The sequence below is a fragment of the Methylobacterium brachiatum genome, assembly GCF_020523825.1.
Taxonomy (GTDB): domain Bacteria; phylum Pseudomonadota; class Alphaproteobacteria; order Rhizobiales; family Beijerinckiaceae; genus Methylobacterium; species Methylobacterium brachiatum.
Window position 1 is genome coordinate 187,953 of sequence record NZ_JAJALK010000009.1, and the last position, 17,965, is coordinate 205,917.

At 67.9% G+C, this 17,965-nt stretch carries 20 protein-coding genes; 17 read left to right on the forward strand and 3 right to left on the reverse strand.

Annotation, left to right across the window (positions count from 1 at the left end; genetic code table 11):
• Nucleotides 1-292 precede the first annotated feature (292 nt).
• The 17 genes from flgB to LGR69_RS20280 all read left to right on the forward strand — a co-directional run bounded on the left by flgB (nt 293) and on the right by LGR69_RS20280 (nt 15,033).
• Nucleotides 293-673: a flagellar basal body rod protein FlgB gene (flgB, locus tag LGR69_RS20200; RefSeq protein WP_122159957.1), complete on the forward strand. Its 381-nt coding sequence runs from the start codon at nt 293-295 to the stop codon at nt 671-673.
• A 2-nt stretch (nt 674-675) separates the two neighbouring features.
• Nucleotides 676-1,092, forward strand: coding sequence for a flagellar basal body rod protein FlgC (gene flgC / locus LGR69_RS20205; RefSeq protein ID WP_230367146.1), 417 nt, complete (start codon nt 676-678; stop codon nt 1,090-1,092).
• On the forward strand, nt 1,092-1,424 hold the full coding sequence (locus LGR69_RS20210) for a flagellar hook-basal body complex protein FliE (protein WP_122159959.1): 333 nt from the start codon (nt 1,092-1,094) through the stop codon (nt 1,422-1,424). The genes flgC and LGR69_RS20210 overlap by 1 nt, the downstream gene beginning before the upstream one ends.
• A 96-nt stretch (nt 1,425-1,520) precedes the next feature.
• The gene (flgG, locus tag LGR69_RS20215) at nt 1,521-2,309 is read left to right on the forward strand and encodes a flagellar basal-body rod protein FlgG (RefSeq protein ID WP_230367147.1); all 789 of its coding nucleotides are present in this window, start codon (nt 1,521-1,523) and stop codon (nt 2,307-2,309) included.
• Between the two features lie 37 nt (nt 2,310-2,346).
• Entirely contained in the window at nt 2,347-2,811 is a 465-nt protein-coding gene (gene flgA / locus LGR69_RS20220; protein ID WP_230367148.1) for a flagellar basal body P-ring formation chaperone FlgA, read from the forward strand.
• Nucleotides 2,808-3,914, forward strand: a complete 1,107-nt coding sequence (gene flgI / locus LGR69_RS20225) for a flagellar basal body P-ring protein FlgI (RefSeq protein WP_230367149.1) — start codon at nt 2,808-2,810, stop codon at nt 3,912-3,914. Before flgA ends, flgI begins: the two co-directional genes overlap by 4 nt.
• On the forward strand, nt 3,911-4,522 hold the full coding sequence (locus LGR69_RS20230) for a MotE family protein (protein ID WP_230367150.1): 612 nt from the start codon (nt 3,911-3,913) through the stop codon (nt 4,520-4,522). Before flgI ends, LGR69_RS20230 begins: the two co-directional genes overlap by 4 nt.
• Nucleotides 4,519-5,217, forward strand: a complete 699-nt coding sequence (gene flgH / locus LGR69_RS20235) for a flagellar basal body L-ring protein FlgH (protein WP_091864359.1) — start codon at nt 4,519-4,521, stop codon at nt 5,215-5,217. The genes LGR69_RS20230 and flgH overlap by 4 nt, the downstream gene beginning before the upstream one ends.
• A gap of 22 nt (nt 5,218-5,239) precedes the next feature.
• Entirely contained in the window at nt 5,240-5,722 is a 483-nt protein-coding gene (locus LGR69_RS20240) for a flagellar basal body-associated FliL family protein (protein ID WP_122159962.1), read from the forward strand.
• Between the two features lie 57 nt (nt 5,723-5,779).
• Entirely contained in the window at nt 5,780-6,517 is a 738-nt protein-coding gene (gene fliP, locus LGR69_RS20245; RefSeq protein ID WP_230367185.1) for a flagellar type III secretion system pore protein FliP, read from the forward strand.
• A 281-nt stretch (nt 6,518-6,798) separates the two neighbouring features.
• Nucleotides 6,799-7,974, forward strand: coding sequence for a flagellin N-terminal helical domain-containing protein (locus tag LGR69_RS20250; RefSeq protein ID WP_230367151.1), 1,176 nt, complete (start codon nt 6,799-6,801; stop codon nt 7,972-7,974).
• A 180-nt stretch (nt 7,975-8,154) separates the two neighbouring features.
• Nucleotides 8,155-9,804 carry a flagellar basal-body MS-ring/collar protein FliF gene (gene fliF / locus LGR69_RS20255; RefSeq protein WP_122159964.1) on the forward strand — a complete coding sequence of 550 codons (1,650 nt, stop codon included), beginning with the start codon at nt 8,155-8,157 and terminating at the stop codon, nt 9,802-9,804.
• On the forward strand, nt 9,804-10,448 hold the full coding sequence (locus tag LGR69_RS20260; RefSeq protein ID WP_230367152.1) for a hypothetical protein: 645 nt from the start codon (nt 9,804-9,806) through the stop codon (nt 10,446-10,448). Before fliF ends, LGR69_RS20260 begins: the two co-directional genes overlap by 1 nt.
• A gap of 2 nt (nt 10,449-10,450) precedes the next feature.
• The gene (locus LGR69_RS20265; RefSeq protein WP_230367153.1) at nt 10,451-11,701 is read left to right on the forward strand and encodes a MotB family protein; all 1,251 of its coding nucleotides are present in this window, start codon (nt 10,451-10,453) and stop codon (nt 11,699-11,701) included.
• The gene (locus LGR69_RS20270) at nt 11,698-12,981 is read left to right on the forward strand and encodes a chemotaxis protein (protein ID WP_230367154.1); all 1,284 of its coding nucleotides are present in this window, start codon (nt 11,698-11,700) and stop codon (nt 12,979-12,981) included. The genes LGR69_RS20265 and LGR69_RS20270 overlap by 4 nt, the downstream gene beginning before the upstream one ends.
• On the forward strand, nt 12,978-14,528 hold the full coding sequence (locus LGR69_RS32090) for a flagellar hook-length control protein FliK (protein WP_230367155.1): 1,551 nt from the start codon (nt 12,978-12,980) through the stop codon (nt 14,526-14,528). Before LGR69_RS20270 ends, LGR69_RS32090 begins: the two co-directional genes overlap by 4 nt.
• Nucleotides 14,488-15,033 carry a transglycosylase SLT domain-containing protein gene (locus LGR69_RS20280; protein WP_091864351.1) on the forward strand — a complete coding sequence of 182 codons (546 nt, stop codon included), beginning with the start codon at nt 14,488-14,490 and terminating at the stop codon, nt 15,031-15,033. Before LGR69_RS32090 ends, LGR69_RS20280 begins: the two co-directional genes overlap by 41 nt.
• Nucleotides 15,034-15,435: 402 nt before the next feature.
• On the opposite strand, the gene LGR69_RS20285 is transcribed toward LGR69_RS20280, so the two are convergent.
• The 3 genes from LGR69_RS20285 to LGR69_RS20295 all read right to left on the reverse strand — a co-directional run bounded on the left by LGR69_RS20285 (nt 15,436) and on the right by LGR69_RS20295 (nt 17,802).
• Nucleotides 15,436-15,846, reverse strand: a complete 411-nt coding sequence (locus LGR69_RS20285) for a hypothetical protein (protein WP_091864350.1) — start codon at nt 15,844-15,846, stop codon at nt 15,436-15,438.
• A gap of 498 nt (nt 15,847-16,344) precedes the next feature.
• The gene (locus LGR69_RS20290) at nt 16,345-16,893 is read right to left on the reverse strand and encodes a cell wall hydrolase (RefSeq protein WP_230367156.1); all 549 of its coding nucleotides are present in this window, start codon (nt 16,891-16,893) and stop codon (nt 16,345-16,347) included.
• A 582-nt stretch (nt 16,894-17,475) separates the two neighbouring features.
• Nucleotides 17,476-17,802 carry a DMT family transporter gene (locus LGR69_RS20295; RefSeq protein WP_007559157.1) on the reverse strand — a complete coding sequence of 109 codons (327 nt, stop codon included), beginning with the start codon at nt 17,800-17,802 and terminating at the stop codon, nt 17,476-17,478.
• Between the last annotated feature and the right edge of the window lie 163 nt (nt 17,803-17,965).

The following is a 17,965-nucleotide window of genomic DNA, read 5'->3' on the forward strand; positions in this document are numbered from 1 at the left end:
TCCGATCCAGCCCCGAAGCCCAGGATGCATGACACGCGGGAGGACGTTCTCCGGAACCCCCGCTTGCCCGTGGGACCGTCATATCGACGATCCTACGGTCCAGGCAAGATGACGAACGCCCCCGCCGGCAGCCCGCCGCAAGCTTCGGACAAGACTGGTCGGGCAAACCGCATTCCAGAACATCACGGCATCCAATAGCCGATCCAGTTTCGAACGCATCCGGATAGACATGGTTCCGGATTGCTCCGGAACGCCATCGATCCTCCCTGTCAGACCAGAAAGCCGCCAGGTTATGAACCCGATCTTTCTGCTCAATCTTGCTTCGCGACAGTTGCAACATCTGGCGACGCGCCAGGCCGTCATTTCCGGAAACATCGCGAATGTGAATACGCCAGGCTATCGTGCGCGGGATCTGACCCCGTTCAAGGATATGCTCAACAAGACGACGCTCGCGATGGCGTCGACGCATGCCGGCCATTTCGATCTCAACGGCCCCACGGCGCGGCCGGCACGGCCGACGCAATCCGACGGTTGGGACGTCGTCCATTCCGGCAATTCGGTGAACCTCGAAGAGCAGCTGATGAAATCGGGCGAGATCAGCCGTGATCAGGCCTTGAACACCAGCATCGTCAAAGCCTTCGACCGCATGCTGGCCGTGAGCGTGAAGGCCTGACCATGATCGATCCGCTGGTCGCCTCCTCCCGCATCGCAGCCTCCGGCATGGGGGCTCAATCCGAGCGCATGCGCGTCGTGTCGGAGAACATCGCCAACGCCCAGTCCACGGGCAGGACGGCGGGCTCCGATCCCTATGCCCGCAAGACGATCACGTTCCGCACCGCGATGGATCGGGCCACCGGCACCACGGCGGTCGCAGTCCGTCAGATCGGTGAGGACAAGGCGCCGTTCCGGGTCGAGTACGATCCGGGGAACCCGGCGGCGGACGCAAACGGGACGGTCAAGCTCCCGAACGTGAACATGCTGATCGAGATGGCCGACATGCGCGAGGCTAATCGCTCGTACGAGGCCAATCTCCAGATGATCAAGCAGGCCCGCTCGATGGTCTCCAGCCTCATCGATCTTCTGAGGAAGTGATGATCCAGTCTCTCGCCGCTCTCTCGAGCCTCTCCGACAAGACCGCCGTCTTCGGCGTCCCTCAGTTCGGCCTTGCGACGCCCGGCGCCGCCGCGGCCACGCCCGCGGGGGGGGCATCCGGCTTCGGCGATCTCCTGACACAGATCGCCGGTCAGACGCGGGACACCATGAAGGCCGGCGAGGCCGCCGCGATCTCCGGCATCCAGGGCAAGGCCTCGACGCAATCCGTGGTCGAGGCGGTGATGTCCGCCGAGCAGAGCCTCCAGACCGCGGTCGCCATCCGGGACAAGGTCGTCGCCGCCTATCAGGAAATCGTCCGCATGGCGATCTGACGGCGCGGCCGAGCCGGGGGAATCAGCTTTCTCCGGCGGCCGGGCGTGGACGTTGCGGAATACAGTCACACACATCCCGGGCGTAAGGACTTCATCATGAGAGCGCTTGCCATTGCTGCCACGGGAATGAATGCCCAGCAGCTGAACGTCGAAGTCATCGCGAACAACATCTCGAACCTGAATACGACGGCGTTCAAAGGCGCTCGGGCGGAATTCAAGGACTTGATCTACCAGGCCGAGCGCCCGGCGGGCGTCCCGATCCAGGCCGGCGAGGCGGCGATCCCCGAGGGCGCGATGCTCGGCCTCGGCGTCCGCAATTCGGCGATCCGGAATCTCCACCGGCAGGGCCCGCTCGCCAACACGACCAACCCGCTCGATCTCGCGATCAACGGGCGCGGCTGGTTCCAGGTCACCATGCCGAACGGCGAGATCAACTACACCCGCGCCGGCTCGTTCAACAAGAACGCCGACGGCCGCCTCGTCACCGCGGAAGGCTACAGCGTCGATCCGGCGATCATCATCCCCCAGAACGCCGTCGACGTGGTGATCAACGAGACCGGCCAGGTGATGGTGAAGCTCGACGCCCAGCCGCTGCCGCAGACGATCGGCCAGCTGGCGCTCGCCAACTTCGCCAACGATGCCGGCCTCGAGCCGCTGGGCAACGGCCTGTACCGGGAGACCCCGGCCTCCGGCCTTCCCGTGACCGGGGTCGCCGGCGATCCGGGCTTCGGCAAGATCCAGCAGGGCTATCTCGAGAATTCCAACGTCGACCCGGTCCGGGAGATCACCAACCTGATCTCGGCCCAGCGGGCGTTCGAGATGAACTCGAAGGTGATCCAGGCGGCCGACGAGATGGCCGGCACCGTGGCGAAGGGCCTGCGCTGACATCATGACCCGGGGACATCTTTTCGTGTGGCGGTGCGTGTCGCGCGCGGCTCGGGGGCTGCGCGCCGCCTGCGCGCTCGGCCTGGTCGCCGCCCCGGCCGCCGCCGCGGAACAGACGTTCCCGGTGCCGGTGGCGACGATCTATGCGGGCGACGTCATCAAGCCGACGATGCTCCGGGAGCAGACCTATCCGGAAAACTACAAGCCGCGGGTGCCGGCCGTCGAGACGACCGCGCGCGCGGTCGGCAAGATCGCGAAGCGGACCCTCCTGCCCGGGGAGGTGATCCCGTCAGGCGTCCTCGAAGACGTCAAGCTCGTGACGCGCGGGGCGCCGACCGTGATCGTGTTCGAGGAGCGCGGCATGGTCATCTCGACCCTGGGCACGGCCCTGGCGAACGCCACGGTGAACGAGCCGGTCACGGTGCGGAACACCGCGACCGGCCGCCTCATCCAGGGCATCGTCCAGCCCGACGGCCGGGTGCGGACGGGCGGACAGCCATGATGCGCCGCCTCCTCCCCCTGTTCCTGGTCGGCCTCGGCCTCTGGTCGGCCCCCGCGACCGCGGCCACGCGGATCAAGGACATCGCGTCGCTCCAGGGCGTCCGCGAGAACCAGGTGGTCGGCTACGGCCTCGTCACCGGCCTGCAGAGCACCGGCGACACCCTGCGCAATTCACAATTCACCGAACAATCCCTGCAGTCGATGCTGGACCGTCTCGGCATCAACGTGCGCGATCAGCGGATGCGGACTCGCAACGTCGCGGCCGTGATGGTGACCGCCAACCTGCCGGCCTATGTCGAGCCGGGCTCGCGCATCGATGTCAGCGTGAACTCGCTGGGCGACGCGACCTCCCTGCGCGGCGGCACCTTGCTGATGACGCCGCTGGCCGGCGGTGACGGGCAGGTCTACGCGGTGGCGCAGGGGGCGCTCGCCGTCTCGGGCTTCAGCGCGACCGGCCAGGCCGAATCGCTGGTTTCCGGCGTGGCGACCGCAGCCCGGATCCCCAACGGCGCGCTGGTCGAGCGGGCGGTGGCCGGCACGTTCCGGGAGCTGCCCGGCATGTCGCTCGAACTGAAGAACCCGGATTACCGCACCGCCATCCTGATCTGCGACGCGATCAACGCCTACACGCTCCAGCGCTACGGGCGCCGCGCCGCGAGCCCGCGCGACTACCGCACCGTCGTGCTGACCCGCCCCGGGAATGTTGGGCGGACGCGCTTCATGGCCGAGATCGGCGAATTGTCGGTCCAGCCGGATACCCCGGCGCGGGTGGTGATCGACCAGCGCACCGGGACCGTGGTGATCGGTCGGAACGTGCAGATCTCCACGGTGGCGGTCACCCATGGCGACCTCACAGTGCGCATCACCGAGACGCCGCAGGTCTCGCAGCCGGCGCCGTTCTCCGACGGGCAGACGGCGATCGTCCCGCGGACCGACATCAACGCCGCGGAGCAGACCGCCCGCCTGGCGGTGGTCTCGGGCCCCGACCTGCAGAGCCTGGTCCGCGGCCTGAACAATGTCGGCATGAAACCGACCGACGTGATCGCCATCCTGCAGGCGGTGAAGACGGCGGGCGCCCTGCAGGCGGAGTTGGTGATCCAATGACCGTCCCGATCCGCCGGCGCCGCACCGGCCTGCGCCGCTGGGGCGCCCTCGTCCTGGCGGCGGCGGCCCTCCTACCGGCCGGCGAGGCCGCCGCCCAGCAGAAGCCGGGCGAGCCGCCGAAGGCCGACGGGACCGGCGCCCCGCAATATTGCAACAGCATCGCCAACGCCGCCGCCGATGCCCGGTTCGCCTGGCAGAAGGAGACGCTCACCGCGCTCGCCAAGGATATCGAGGGGCGGATCGGCCAGCTCGAAGCGAAGCGCGCCGAGTACGAGGAGTGGCTGAAGCGCCGCCAGATGTTCCTCGCCAAGGCGGACGAGAGCGTGACGGCGATCTACGCCAAGATGAAGCCCGAGGCGGCCTCCCAGCAGCTGACCGCCATGGACAGCGAGGCGGCGGCGGCGATCCTGACGCGGCTCGATCCGCGCGCCGCCAGCGCGATCATGAACGAGATGGAGCCCGGCCGGGCGGCGCGGCTGGCCAACGTCATCACCAACACCCCGAAGAAAGCGGTGCCGCCCAGGCCCGAGCCGCCCCCGAGCACGCCGCCCGAGTCCCGCTCGGACGAGGGGGATCGCCGCCCGCAGAACAGTGAGAAATCAGGATGAAGCGGCTGGCTGCCATCGCGGCTCTGGTGACCCTCGGAGCCTGCTCGACCCCCGTTCAGGAGATCGGCCGCGCCCCGGCCATGAGCCCGGTCGGGCTCGGAATCAACGCGAGTCACGAGGCCGTGCCGCCGCTCTTCACCGCGACGCAGCGGTCCGGTTACCATTCGACCTGGGCGCAGCAGAGCGCCGACCTGTTCCAGGATCCGCGCGCCAAGAATGTCGGCGACGTGCTGACCGTGCTGATCGAGATGAACGACAAGGCGCAGTTCGACAACGCCACCGACCGGTCGCGCGATTCGCGCTCGAAGATGAGTCTCGACGTCGAGCTCGACCTGTTCGGCCTCAACCCGGAATCCAAGAACAAGTACGAGGTCAACGGCAACACCTCGACCAAGGGTCAGGGCTCGATCGACCGCAAGGAGCAGCTCCGGCTCTCCGTCGCCGCGATCGTGACCAACGTGTTCCCCAACGGCAACATGATGATCAGCGGTTCCCAGGAGGTGCGGGTCAATTACGAGATCCGCGTCCTGAACATCGCGGGCATCGTCCGGCCGCGCGACATCTCGCGCAAGAACACGATCGACTACGACAAGATCGCGGAGGCGCGGGTTTCCTATGGCGGCCGGGGACGCCTGATGGAGGTGCAGCAGCCCGGCGCCGTCCAGCAGGTCTACGACTTGGTCGCGCCGTTCTGAGACGATAGCGGGAACCCGAATCATGGCGTCCGATGCCGAAGCCCCCCGCTCCAAGCTCCGCTGGCTGCTGCTCCTCGCCGGGCTCACGGTCCTGGCGGTCGGGGTCGGGGGCGCGGGCGGCCTCTACATGGTCGCCACGATCGAGAAGGCCGTGACCGAGAAGAAGAAGCTCGAGGAGGAGCAGGTTCAGAAGATCGTCGCCTACGATGCGAGCTTCAGCCTGGCCAATATCGGCACGGTGGTGACCAATCTCGCCAGCCCGAGCGACGTCTGGATCCGGCTCGAAGCCTCGATCGTGGTCAAGACCGGGGCCTTCCCCAATCCCGGCCCGATCGCGGCCGAGATCCGCCAGGACCTGCTCGGCTACCTGCACACCCTGTCGGTGGCGCAGATCGAGGGGCCGAGCGGTCTCGCCCATCTGCGCGAGGATCTGACCGAGCGGGTCCAGCTGCGCTCCAAGGGCCAGGTCCGCGACTTCTTCATCGAGACGCTCGTCGTCCAGTAGCCCCCTTACGGCCGGGTCGCGGATGCGTGGCCGATGAACCTCAGGATCGGTCACACCATGCTGCGCCGCGTGTTTCTGGCGGGCTCGTTGATTCTCGTCGCCACGGCCGCGAGCGCCCAATCGTTCAGCCTGGATCAGGTCCTGCCGCCCGGGAACGGGTCGATGAGCGGGCGGATGATCCAGCTCATCGCCCTGCTGACCGTCCTCTCGGTCGCGCCGGGCCTCCTCGTCATGATGACGAGCTTCACGCGATTCGTCGTGGCGCTCTCGTTCCTGCGGTCGGGGCTCGGCCTCCAGGGCGCGCCGGCCAACATGGTGCTGATCAGCCTGTCGCTGTTCATGACCTTCTATGTGATGGGCCCGACCTTCGACCGCGCCTGGCAGGACGGCATCCGTCCGCTGACCGAGAACCGGATCTCGGAGGAGGAGGCCTTCGCCAAGGTGACCGACCCGTTCCGGGACTTCATGCTGACCCATGTCCGCCCGAAGGACCTCGACACCTTCGCGGATATCGCGGCGGCCGCCTATCCCAAGGCGCAGCCCGGCAGCAAGACCGACCTCCGGGTGCTGATTCCGGCCTTCATGATCTCCGAGCTGCGCCGGGGCTTCGAGATCGGCTTCCTGATCGTCCTGCCGTTCATGGTCATCGACATGGTGGTGGCGGTGATGGTCATGTCGATGGGCATGATGATGATGCCGCCGACGGTGATCTCATTGCCGTTCAAGGTTTTGTTTTTTGTATTGATCGATGGCTGGAATATGCTCATCAGCGGACTTGTTCGATCGTATTTCTGATTTTTTACGATATTTTGCTTTAGCCCCTCACCCAGAAAGCGCATTCTCCGCCGCAAGCACGCAGTTTCCTGTTGACTTGCCGGCGGAAACTCTCCATCTGATGCCTGTCGATGGATGGTTGACCGCGCCGATGACGGCCCGTTGATCAAGACTTCGATTGAGATCGATAGCGGGTTGACCGCGTGCTTGTCACGCCGGGTCAAAGGCATGATGCCGCCCTGCTATGCCGGTGAAAATCCGACATGTCCCCTGAACGTCTTCCTCTCTGAAGGGACATCATCATGTCGAGCCTGTTGACCAACACCGCCGCAATGACGGCGCTCACCACCCTCAAGACGACGAACCAGTCGCTGGAGACGACCAGCAACCGCGTCGCCACCGGCCAGAAGGTCGCGACCGCTGCCGACAACGCCGCCTACTGGTCGATCGCCACCACCATCCGCGCCGACACCGGCTCCCTCAACGCCGTCAAGGACTCGATCGGCCTCGGCCTGTCGAGCGTGAACGCCGCCATCAACGGCCTGGAGAACGCCAAGAACACGTTCCAGTCCCTCAAGGACCGTCTGACCGCGGCCAAGAACCCGACCGTCGACCGCCTGAAGATCCAGACCGAGATCAGCGCCAAGCAGACCGACCTGAAGACCTACGCCGAGAGCGCGACGGTGAACGGCGAGGCCTGGCTCTCGACCGATTCCAGCGCCGGTACCTACACGGCCGAGCGCAAGATCGTCGCGTCCTTCAGCCGCGTCCAGGGCCAGATCTCGGTCGGCACCGTTACGGTCAACGTCGACGAGACCAAGCTCTACGACGCGGCCACCCCGACCGGTGGTACTGCGGGCGTCGGTGCGACGGGTGGTGCGGACCTCGACAGTTACAACTCCGCCAAGGCTAACTGGGCCAAGGCAGAGAAAGACTGGATCGGCGCCAACAAGGGCTCCACCGCAGCGGTCGCAGCCTACGCCTCGGCGCAGGCAGATTGGGCCAGCGCCCAGTCCACCTGGACGGCGGCGAAGAAGGCTGCCAACGACGGTGTCACCCAAGGTACCGACAGCACCGGCGGCATCTTCAACAAGCAGTACGCCGTGTTCGGCGAGGACAATGATGGTCTGAAGAAGGCCTATCTGGTGTCCGTCGACACGATCGACGTCTCGGGCATCTCGAACAACGACCTGTCGAAGCTGAACGCCTACATCAACGCGGCCGACAAGGTCCTGGGTGACATCACCACCGTCGCCACCAAGCTGGGCGCCATCCAGAGCCAGATCCAGTCGCAGTCGAACTACGTCGACTCGCTGATCAAGGTCAACGACAAGTCGGTCGGCATCCTGGTGGACGCCGACATGGAAGAAGAGTCGACCAAGCTGAAGGCCCTCCAGGTCCAGCAGCAGCTCGGCGTCCAGGCTCTCACGATCGCCAACACCACCACGCAGCAGATCCTGAGCCTGTTCCGCAGCTAAGCTCCAGGTCTCTGACCTTCGCTAGCATTCATCCTTCGGGATGATGCGGGCCGCGCATCTTCGGGTGCGCGGCCCTTCTGTTTGACGCGCCTGTCGCTGCGCACCACCTCCACGCAAGATTGATCCGGCACGCTGGCGCCGAGCCACTGCGGTGGAAGCAGTGGAAGTTGAGTCTTGCCGATGCCCGGTCGTGAGCACCTCGAAAAGCTATGGACCAATATCCTGGAGCTCGGCCCGCGGCGCCTGATCGCCCTGGGCCTCGTGGGCCTCACCGTGTTCCTGACCGTGGGTCTCGGCGCCTATTATCTCAGCCGCCCACTGCGTGAGCCGCTCTATACCGGCCTGAGCCGCGACGACGTCAGCCGCATGGCCGCCGTGCTCAAGGATGCCGGCGTTCCCTTCGACGTCAGTTCCGACGGCACCGCCGTCCTGGTCAGCTACGGGCAGACCGCCCAGGCGCGGATGCTCCTGGCCGAGAAGGGCCTGCCCCAGAGCGGCAAGGCCGGCTACGAGCTGTTCAACGACCTGGGCTCCCTGGGCCTGACCTCGTTCATGCAGGACATCACCCGGGTCCGGGCCCTGGAGGGCGAGATCGCCCGCACGGTCCAGACGCTCAAGGGCGTCAAGGCCGCCCGGGTCCATATCGTGATGCCCGATCCCGGCTCGTTCCGCCGGGAGCAGCAGCCGGCCTCGGCCTCGGTGGTGGTGCGCACGGAGCCCGCCAACGATCCCACGGCCGCGCCCGCCATCCGCCAGCTCGTCGCCGCGGCCATTCCCGGCATGAAGCCCGACAAGGTGACTGTGCTCAACACCGACGGGACGATCCTGCTCTCCGGCGACGACGCCACCACGGCGCCGGCCGGCCGCATGGCGACCCTGGAACAGCTCACGAACCGCGAGATCCAGGACAACATCCGCCGGACGCTCACCCCCTATCTGGGGACGAACAACTTCGAGGTCAGCGTCGTCGCGCGACTGAACACCGACAAGACCCAGACCAACGAGACGCTCTTCAACCCGGACCAGAAGGTCGAGCGCGGGACCCGGGTCATCAAGGAGACGGAGAACTCGCAGAACCGCGCGGCCCAGAGGCCGACCACCGCCCAGCAGAACCTGCCCAACCAGAACGTCCAGTCCGGCGGGGGCGAGAATTCGAGTTCCGAGAGCCAGCGCCGCGAGGAGCAGACAAACTACGAGATCTCCACGAAGACGGTGCAGACCGTCAGCGACGGCTATTCGGTCAAGAACCTGTCGGTCGCCGTGCTGGTGAACCGCTCCCGGCTGGAAGCGCTGGCCAGCCCCAGCGGCCAGGAGGCCGGCAAGGACACCAGCAAGATCGACCTCGAGCCGCGGATCGCCGAGATCGAGCAGCTCGTCGCCTCCGCGTCGGGCTTCAACAAGGCGCGGGGCGATCAGATCAAGGTCGCGGCCGTCAGCTTCGTCAACGAGGGCCAGCCTCTCGCACCCGTCCAGCCGCTCGGGATCGGCGACGTCCTGATGCGCCAGTCCGGGACCCTGATCAACGCGGCCACGATCCTGATCGTCGGATGCCTGCTGATCTGGTTCGGCCTGCGCCCGGCCGTCAACGCAATCCTCGCCCGGTCGCCGGACACGGAGACCGAGCTGGCGCTCGCCGCGCCGGAATCCGACGCGTTCGACATGCTTCCGGCGGAGCAGACGGCTGCCGCCGAGGAACCCAACCTCATCGAGGATCTGACGGAGCGGATGGCGCACTCGCCCATCCGGAAGCTCGAGCAACTGGTCGAGCTCGACGAGGAGCAGGTCGCCAATATCCTGAAGCAATGGCTCAGCCGTGAAGAGGCCGCGTGATGGCCGCCGCACCTCCGGCCTGGACCGTCTTCTCGGGGGCGAACAAGCGCTCCTCCTCCGCCCTGGCCGCGCTGATTCCGACCAAGCGCGTGGATGCGGGCCCGCCGCCGACGCCCCCCGCAAGCCCGCCGGATCTCGACGCCATCGCGGCGGCGGCGCGGGCGGAGGGGCGCCGCGAAGGTGAGGCTCTGACAGCCCAGGCCGTCCAGGCCGCGATTGCCGCGGAGCGGGAAGCCGGCGCGGCCGCCCTCGCTGAGGCGCGGCAACGCTGGGTGGACGAGGAATCGACCGCCCTGGCGCACGGATTCGCCGAGCAGGTGAGGGCCCTGGAGGCGCAGCTGGCGCAGAGCCTGACCCGGGTCCTGCAGCCCTTCCTGGCGGAGGCCCTGCAGCGCGAGGCGATCCGCGACCTGCACGCGACGGTGTCGGCCATCGTGGCGGACGACCGGTCGGGAACGCTTTCGGTGACCGGCCCCGCGGATCTCGTGGAGGCGCTCGCGAAGCGCCTCGACCTGCCGCCCGGACGGCTCGTCACCGCCTCTGACGGGGGACCCGACCTTCAGATCCGGATGAACGGCACGGTGATTGAGACACAGCTCCAGGCGTGGGGCGAACGCGTCGCCGCCCTGGTCGAGGATCGCTGAGCATGGCCGACGAGAAGACCGAGATCATCATCGTTCGCCGAGGGTCGGACGAGGACGGGGAGCATCACGGCGGGGTCTGGAAGATCGCGCTGGCGGATTTCATGACCGCCATGATGGCGCTGTTCCTCGTCCTGTGGCTCACCAAGGCCACGAACGAGGAGACGAAGACCAGCATCGCCAACTACTTCAATCCGATCAGCCTGTCTGAGGCCCTGCCGGCCAAGAAAGGGTTGAGCGATCCCCAACCCAACTCGGCCGATCCGAGGGCGGGCGACAACGCGAATCAGCCGGAATCCGGCGCGAACGCGCGCGACAAGGCCGGCGCGTTGCCACCCGGTTCGGTGGCCCGGGAGCGGGAACTGTTCCAGGATCCCTACGCGGTGCTGGCGAACCTGGCCACCGAGGCCGATCCGGACAAGCCTCAGAGCGCCACGATCGGCGATGTCGGCGAAGCGGGACGTCGCGGCGGTGACATCGCGCGGGATCCGTTCGATCCGCTGTACTGGCAGGTGATCACCCTCTCGCCCGCGAAAACGGACCGATCCGCGGCCACCGGAATCACGCCGCCGCCGGCCAAGACCCAGCCCGACGCTCGCAGCGCGGGGCGCCCCGCGTCGACTGCCCCGGAAAGCACCGGTGGCAAGGATACGGCCAAGGACATTGCCAAGGAGCCGAAAGACGCCAAGGCACCCGTGAGCGGGCCCGACGCCGGCCAAGCCCAGACCCAGACCCAAGCCGCGGTACAGGCACCGGCCCAGGCCTCGGCGTCGGCCCAAGCCCCTGCACAGGCCGACGCTGCCGCACTGAAGGCGGAAATCGCCAAGATCTTCCCGCCCTCCGCCTCGGGCCCAGCCGGGCCGCATGTCGAGGTCCAGGGGACGGCGGAGGGCCTCCTGATCAACGTAACCGACGACCTGAACTTCAGCATGTTCGCGGTGGGCTCGGCCGAGCCCCGCCCCGAGATGGTCCGGGCCATGGAGCGGATCGCGAAGGCGCTGTCCGGGCGTCCGGGCAAGATCGTGATCCGCGGCCATACCGACAGCCGCCCGTTCCGCTCCGAGGTCTACGACAATTGGCGGCTCTCGACGGCGCGCGCCCACATCGCGTCCTACATGCTGACGCGGGCCGGCGTCGATGAGGGCCGGATCGCGCGGATCGAGGGCGCCGCCGACCGGATGCCGCGGAACACCACGGATCCGAAAGCGCCCGAAAACCGCCGGATCGAGATCCTCCTGCAAGGCGCTCCGGGATGAGGCGGATCACGCGCAGCGCCCTCGGCGCTCTCCTGACGCTTTGCCCGTACCCCGTCATCGCGGATCCGGTGCCGCCCCCGGCGACGGAGACGGCTCCGCAGGCGACCCAACCTCCGGCATCCGAGGCTCCCGAGGCGACCGCGCCGGCGCCCGCGGCCGATCCGCCGGGCCGCAAGAACGGTCCTGTCGAGTGGGTGCGCACGCTGCAATTGCTGCAGGATCGGATCGCCACGGGATCCGTGGCGGCGCATGAGAGCCAGTCCGTGCTGATCGCCCGGATCGAGGGGGATCTCCTCAACGCGGCGCCAGAGGTCTGGACCGATCGGCACAACGTGCAGGCGGCCATCGTCTTCGCCTTGAGCGGCGGCGGCCCGGCGATCCTTCGGCGCCTGACCAAGAAGGACGCCCCCGACACGCCTGAGACGACGCTCGCACGCGGTGCGCTGGCCTATATCGACGGCCAGGAGGCCGACGCGAACCGCCTGCTCAAGGACGTCGATACGGCGACGCTGCCGCTGACGCTCGCCGGGTCGATCGCCCTCACGCAGGCCGCCCTCGCGGTGAACGAGAATCCGGTCCGCGCGATCGACCTCCTCGATCGCGTCCGGCTGCTGCTGCCGGGAACCCTGGTCGAGGAAGGCGCGCTGCGTCGCGAGATCTTCGTCCTCGGGCAGGGCGGCGACCTGAAGAAGTTCGAGGTTCTGGCCATCCAGTACCTGCGCCGGTTCCAGCACTCGATCTATGCAGGCAATTTCCGGCAGCGCTTCGCGTACCAGCTGACGCAGCTCGATTTCGGCCGGGACGAGAGACGCTTCGCGGCCTTCACCCGGATCATGAACGAGCTCGCCCCCGAGAGCCGGCGGGATCTCTACCTGCTGATCGCCCGGACGGCGATCCAGGAGGGCAAGACCAACTCGGCTCTCATGGCGTCCGACAAGGCCCTCACGCTCTGCGCCCCTGGTAGCCTGGAGGCGACCCAGGGCCAGCTCTACCGCGCGGCCGCCGAGATCGTGACTTTGTCCACCTTCCAGACGGCCCTGCGCAAGCTGAAGGCTGTAGACAGGACGAAGCTGCCCGCACGCGACGTCCAGCTCCTCGACGCGGCTTTGTCGATGGCCGAGCAGATCGGGCGCGGGCTGGCTCGCGATCCCGCTCCGCCGGATGCCGAGGCGTCGAAGCGTGCGCAGGCAGCGGCCGCCGACGAGCCCGGCAATCTGATACCCAAGGTCGAGGCCATGATCGGTCAGGTCGATCAACTCCTTCGGAGGTCTAACCCGTGAACCCGATCTCCGCCGCGCTTCAGTCGCCCACGCCGAAGCTCGACCGGGACGTGGTGTCGTCCAGCGCAAATGACGACACGCTGCAGCAGGGGCCGGGACGCGAGAGCGCCTTCGGATCGGTCCTGCGCACACTCTCGGGCGCGGGTACCCCTTCCTCGGCCGACACCGATGCTGGGAAGGGCAAGCCCGACGATGGGGAGGATGACGCACCTCCGGCGGCGGAGGTTGCGCCTGCTTCCCCGGCGCCTGCTGTGCCGGGAAGCTCTGCCGCGGCGATGGTGGCGAACTTCCTGAGCGTGGCCTTCCCGGCCCTGGCGGCCGCCGCTGCCAAGACCCAGGCCTCCGTCCAGGGTCAGCCCACCGAGTCGGCCCTTGCCTCCGCCACGGGAGGCTTGCCGGTGTCCGGGCTCGGTTCGACGGCGGCACCGATCGGCGGAACGGCATCCGGATCCGCGCCGATGCCCATCAAAGTCCCGTCCGAGGATGCGACGGATATGCTGCCGGCGGACCGCACAAGCCGGGCGGACGATGGCGTTCGGCCAGAGGGTGCAGCGCGCACGGACGCGACACAGCATATGGCCGGCTCCCTCCAGATGGAGGTCGCCAAGATACTCCGCGCGGCCGCGGCGAAAGTCGAGGTGCTGGGCAGCGCGGTTCACTTCAAGCCGGTCGTCCCCGGTGCTGCGCCGGCGCCCGACGGCGCAAATGCGATCGCGACAGCGGCCGCGACCGAGGGCAGCATCGCCGCTTCGCAGATCGCCAAGCCCGAAGGACCGGCCCTGAATGCGGCGGCGGCCGCCCTGAAGCTCGCGCCCCAGATCCGGGCCGAGCCGGATCCGCGGCGCGCCACGGCGCTCAACGCGGAGGGCGAGCCAGAGAAGCCGATGGCGATGACGCCCGCGCTGGGCCATGCAATCTCCGGGGTCGAGCGGGCCATCCTGGCCGCCGTCGGCGAGCGTGCCGAGGAGGCCGCATCGTCGGCAGGACCGCATGACGGGTCCGGGATTGCCACGAGCCTACCGGCCGGATCCCTGCCGCTGATCGCGACCGCCATCAAGGACGAGCTCGATCGCGCGACCGCGGCGCAATCCCGGATCCAGCCGGATCCGGCGGCGCCCGGCATCCCGGGCGGGCCCATGCGCACGCTCAAGATCCAGCTTCGCCCGGACGAGCTCGGGGTCGTCACCGTGGAGATGCGCCTCTCGAACGGCCAGCTCGAGACGCATTTGCGCGCCTCGCAGCCGGAGACCGCCGCGCTCCTGCACAAGGACACGGCGATCCTCACCGACCTGCTGAATCAGGGTGGCTACAAGGCCGACGTCATCGTCGGGCAGGCGCGTCCGACCGAGACGGGGACGGGATCCGGATCCGGATCCGGCGGGTCGCAGCAACAAGCCTCGCCGTCCTTCACCGACGGGGGGGCCCGCCCGGGCAACGAGGGCGCCCGACAGCGCCAGGAAGAGCAGCGCCAGGCCACCGGCAACAGACGCGAAGGAGAACGGACGGATGAAGCGGTACGTCCTCGTGACAGCGGCGTTTATCTCTAGCGCTGTCCCGGCCGCAGCGAATGTCTGCGAGGACGAGATGGGGCGCGCCTCCGCGCGCTACGGCGTGCCGCTGGGCGTGCTCTACGCCGTCGGCCTCACGGAGACCGGCCGGCGCGGCTCGCTGCAGCCCTATGCCATGAACATCGCCGGGACCGCCTATTTCGGCACGGGGCCGCGGGACGTCATGGCCCGCTTCACGGAGGCGCGCAGCAAGGGCGTGCGCCTGATCGATCTCGGCTGCATGCAGATCAACCACCATTTTCACGGCAGCAAGTTCAGCTCGGTCGAGGCGATGATCGACCCGCACGCGAACGTGCAATACGCCACGCAATTCCTGCAGGAACTGAAGAAGCGGGAGGGCAGCTGGACCATGGCGGTGGCCCGCTACCATGCCGGGCCGAACAACAATGCGGCACAGAAGCAGTATATCTGCCGGGTTGTCGCCAACATGGTCGCGACGGGATTCGGTCAATGGACCCCGGCGGCGACGCAATTCTGCCGGTGATGCACCGTGCGCAGCCGAGTAGCCTCGGATACGCCGAATCACGCTGATGGCGGCCGGCGACAGCGCTGACCGCCCGTCGAAATAGGGGCAGAAACACCCGCACGAAACGGATTCTTCAGCGCCGACAGCGCAGATGACTCGGTACGCTATGCGGATGCCGCCTATCGGCCGCTCAGACGTTGAGCAAGACGGCAGACGCCACCATCCTTCCGGGGCTGGGGAGCATTATGAACGACGCGCCAGACCCACCCGACGGCCCGTTCACGAAGACGCTCCTGCTGTTTGCCGTCACCATCGTGGTCATCGCGGTCTCAGCCTACATCCTGATCCGGATGGACTGATAGGCGCCGCGGCTCCGGTTTTGCGCCATCGCGCTCCCGAAGCCGCCCGCGAACCGAGACGTCAGAGGTTCCGGCAACTGCCGTAGCTCATCTTGATCTCGGTGCGATCCTCTGGGTTCAGCTGTGCCTCGACGAAGTTCAGCTTGTTGAGGTCGATCAGAAGAAAATAGACGCCGTTCTGGCATTTGATCGCATTGCGCGGCGTGCGCTCGTTCAAGCGCGGCGACGCCACCTGGCATTCGTAATAGTCGGAGCGCCCGGCGGAGATGACGGTCAGCAAGCCGCCGCTGGAGACCAGCGAGAAGGTCCGCGCCCGTTGCGGCTGCGGCTTCGCACCCTCGGGGAGGGGGACCGCGTCCAGCCCCACCGACGCCTCCTCCGTACAGGTCATGGGGCGGCGCAGCTGAGAGGCCGCCGGCGCGATGCCCAACATCAGGACCGTGCCAGCGAGCGCTACCCTATGGGCGATCATCGGTCGGCATTCCGTGATTCGTGGGTAGTTTCAGCCAGCAAGCTAAAGCGTCATCCGTCGATGTAAACGTCGCTCCCGTCGGCGGCGAGACAGATCGACAGATTTACCGCCGGGCATGATGGCAGTTCATCTGCCATTACGGGTCACGCCAATCCGTTCGACAACATCCGCGGCCGCTGTACCGGAGCGTCGTCACGCGTCCCGGGATGTCCGCGCGGCCGGATCGGGTTCGATAGGATCGAGACCGCGGCACGGGCATGTCGGATGGCCTGACGGGTTCCGAAAACCGTCCGACGCCTTCCGGGCGGGCGCACGGATCGGCGGGATCATGCTCGGGCGGCCTCCGCGATGCGCCCCGAGCCTCGGCCTTCGACGGCCGGTAGCGTCATGTCCGGACAAAGCGGCGCGGGGGCGGGCGTGCGGCGGGGCAGGGCGCGTGCAGCCCCGCCAGCCCACGCGCGGATCGGGCCGGCCGATCCGGCCCTCCCGTGACGAGCGCTACTGCGCCGGCGGAACCGGGCCCGCCGCATAGCTCGAGACCGCCGGAGGCAGCGCGGGGGAAGCCGGCATCTCCTTCTTGGCGGCGCGGGTATCGCGCTTCTCGTAGAAGGCATTGCCGCCGGCCACGGCGACGTAGTGCATGTTCTTGTAGGGGAAGTGATGGCCGGCGGTGTGGAAATACATCGCCTTCCCGACCTTCGGGTGACGCTCGCCGGCCAGAACCGCGTCGGCCGCCTCGGCGACCTTCTGAAGATCGCGCTCCTGCATCGGCTTCGTGAGGACGCCCGGGGCGAACTGGCCGGGCTGCCCGACCACCGCGCAGATGCCGCCGGGGAAGATCGCGGCCTCGAGCCGGTTCATGACCACGGTGCCGACGGCGATCAGGCCGCCCTCGTCGCTGCGATTCGATTCGAAATACATGGCCCGGCCGAGGCAGTCGCGCTCGGCATCGCTGACGACCAGCGTCGGCTTGCGGTCGGGGATCGATCCCGTGGTCAAGGGGGACGCGGTGTTGCACGCGCCCAGGCCGCCGGCGAAGGCCAGCACGGCCAATCGGGAAACGATCTGAGTCCTCTCGCTACCTCGCATGCATCAGCGCTCCATCCTCCTGCAGCCTCGTTCGGTGCGAGACGGCCGCCCTATCGCGGTCTCGCCTCACGCCGCCGTTGTACGCGCCAAGCTTGAGTTCACGTTCGCGGCGAGGATGTGGCGGGCTTTCGCCCGTGCCTCGCGCAGGGCGGCACCCCGCGGGCCTCTGCAGCCGGCCGGAAAGGCCCGGAGCCCGTTCCCTTCGGGCCTGGACGGCTGCAGCGGCGGGCAGGCCCGTCCGATGGCGAAAAGCTGTTTTCCGCCAGCGCCATAACGGCCGCGCGGGAATCCGCGCAGCACGGGATTCGGCGACCGTGCCGGGAAACTGTCGCGGCGGGGAGAGGATTGGGCGAAAGGCCCGGCGTTACCTGGGCGACACACAGGCCGCCGATCGGTCGCGGGACGGCGCTGCGACGGTCCGGAACAGGATCTCGGTCACCGCCGCACCGCCGGGCGGTGTCGCGAGCGCGGGCTATGCCGGCATCGCCACCGGCCTCGGCAGGCCGCTTCCGAGCGGGGCCTGGGCACGGGGCGGGGGCCTCAGTGCTGGCCCTGCCCGGCCGCCAGGATGGCCACGCCCACCGCGATGATCGCGATCCCGACCAGCATGGTCGGGCTGATCGGCTCGCCGTAGAGCCAGGCGCCGCCGAGCGCCGCGCCGATCATGCCGACCCCGGACCAGATCGCGTAGACGATCCCGATCGGCAGCATGTCCATGCTGCTCGACATCAGCCACAGGGCGGTGCCGTAGCCGACGGCCACGATCAGGGTCGGCCCCGGCTTCGTCAGGCCGTCGGCGGCTTTCAGCGCCAGGGTGGCGGTGACCTCCGCGCCGATCGCGAGCCCGAGGATCAGGAAAGGGTTCATCGCGCGGAAGACTTTCGTTCGAGAGGTGAAGACGGTTTCAAGAGGAACCCGGTTTCCCCGGCCTTGCAGCGGCGATCGGACAGCCAGTGCAGGCAGGCGTTTGTGCGCAGCCTCGGCCGGCCCTAGGATGCGGCCAGATTTCGATGCCCCTTGTCCGTCGAAT

What these genes read in the sequence shown, in the direction of transcription:
- LGR69_RS20295 (WP_007559157.1), bottom strand. Translation starts at nt 17,802, where the DNA reads ATGAACCCTTTCCTGATCCTCGGGCTCGCGATCGGCGCGGAGGTCACC.
- LGR69_RS20280 (WP_091864351.1), top strand. Translation starts at nt 14,488, where the DNA reads ATGAAGCGGTACGTCCTCGTGACAGCGGCGTTTATCTCTAGCGCTGTC.
- LGR69_RS20260 (WP_230367152.1), top strand. Translation starts at nt 9,804, where the DNA reads ATGGCCGCCGCACCTCCGGCCTGGACCGTCTTCTCGGGGGCGAACAAG.
- LGR69_RS20270 (WP_230367154.1), top strand. Translation starts at nt 11,698, where the DNA reads ATGAGGCGGATCACGCGCAGCGCCCTCGGCGCTCTCCTGACGCTTTGC.
- LGR69_RS20230 (WP_230367150.1), top strand. Translation starts at nt 3,911, where the DNA reads ATGACCGTCCCGATCCGCCGGCGCCGCACCGGCCTGCGCCGCTGGGGC.
- flgC (WP_230367146.1), top strand. Translation starts at nt 676, where the DNA reads ATGATCGATCCGCTGGTCGCCTCCTCCCGCATCGCAGCCTCCGGCATG.
- LGR69_RS20285 (WP_091864350.1), bottom strand. Translation starts at nt 15,846, where the DNA reads ATGATCGCCCATAGGGTAGCGCTCGCTGGCACGGTCCTGATGTTGGGC.
- fliF (WP_122159964.1), top strand. Translation starts at nt 8,155, where the DNA reads ATGCCCGGTCGTGAGCACCTCGAAAAGCTATGGACCAATATCCTGGAG.
- flgI (WP_230367149.1), top strand. Translation starts at nt 2,808, where the DNA reads ATGATGCGCCGCCTCCTCCCCCTGTTCCTGGTCGGCCTCGGCCTCTGG.
- flgB (WP_122159957.1), top strand. Translation starts at nt 293, where the DNA reads ATGAACCCGATCTTTCTGCTCAATCTTGCTTCGCGACAGTTGCAACAT.
- LGR69_RS20240 (WP_122159962.1), top strand. Translation starts at nt 5,240, where the DNA reads ATGGCGTCCGATGCCGAAGCCCCCCGCTCCAAGCTCCGCTGGCTGCTG.
- LGR69_RS20210 (WP_122159959.1), top strand. Translation starts at nt 1,092, where the DNA reads ATGATCCAGTCTCTCGCCGCTCTCTCGAGCCTCTCCGACAAGACCGCC.
- LGR69_RS20265 (WP_230367153.1), top strand. Translation starts at nt 10,451, where the DNA reads ATGGCCGACGAGAAGACCGAGATCATCATCGTTCGCCGAGGGTCGGAC.
- flgH (WP_091864359.1), top strand. Translation starts at nt 4,519, where the DNA reads ATGAAGCGGCTGGCTGCCATCGCGGCTCTGGTGACCCTCGGAGCCTGC.
- LGR69_RS20250 (WP_230367151.1), top strand. Translation starts at nt 6,799, where the DNA reads ATGTCGAGCCTGTTGACCAACACCGCCGCAATGACGGCGCTCACCACC.
- fliP (WP_230367185.1), top strand. Translation starts at nt 5,780, where the DNA reads ATGCTGCGCCGCGTGTTTCTGGCGGGCTCGTTGATTCTCGTCGCCACG.
- flgG (WP_230367147.1), top strand. Translation starts at nt 1,521, where the DNA reads ATGAGAGCGCTTGCCATTGCTGCCACGGGAATGAATGCCCAGCAGCTG.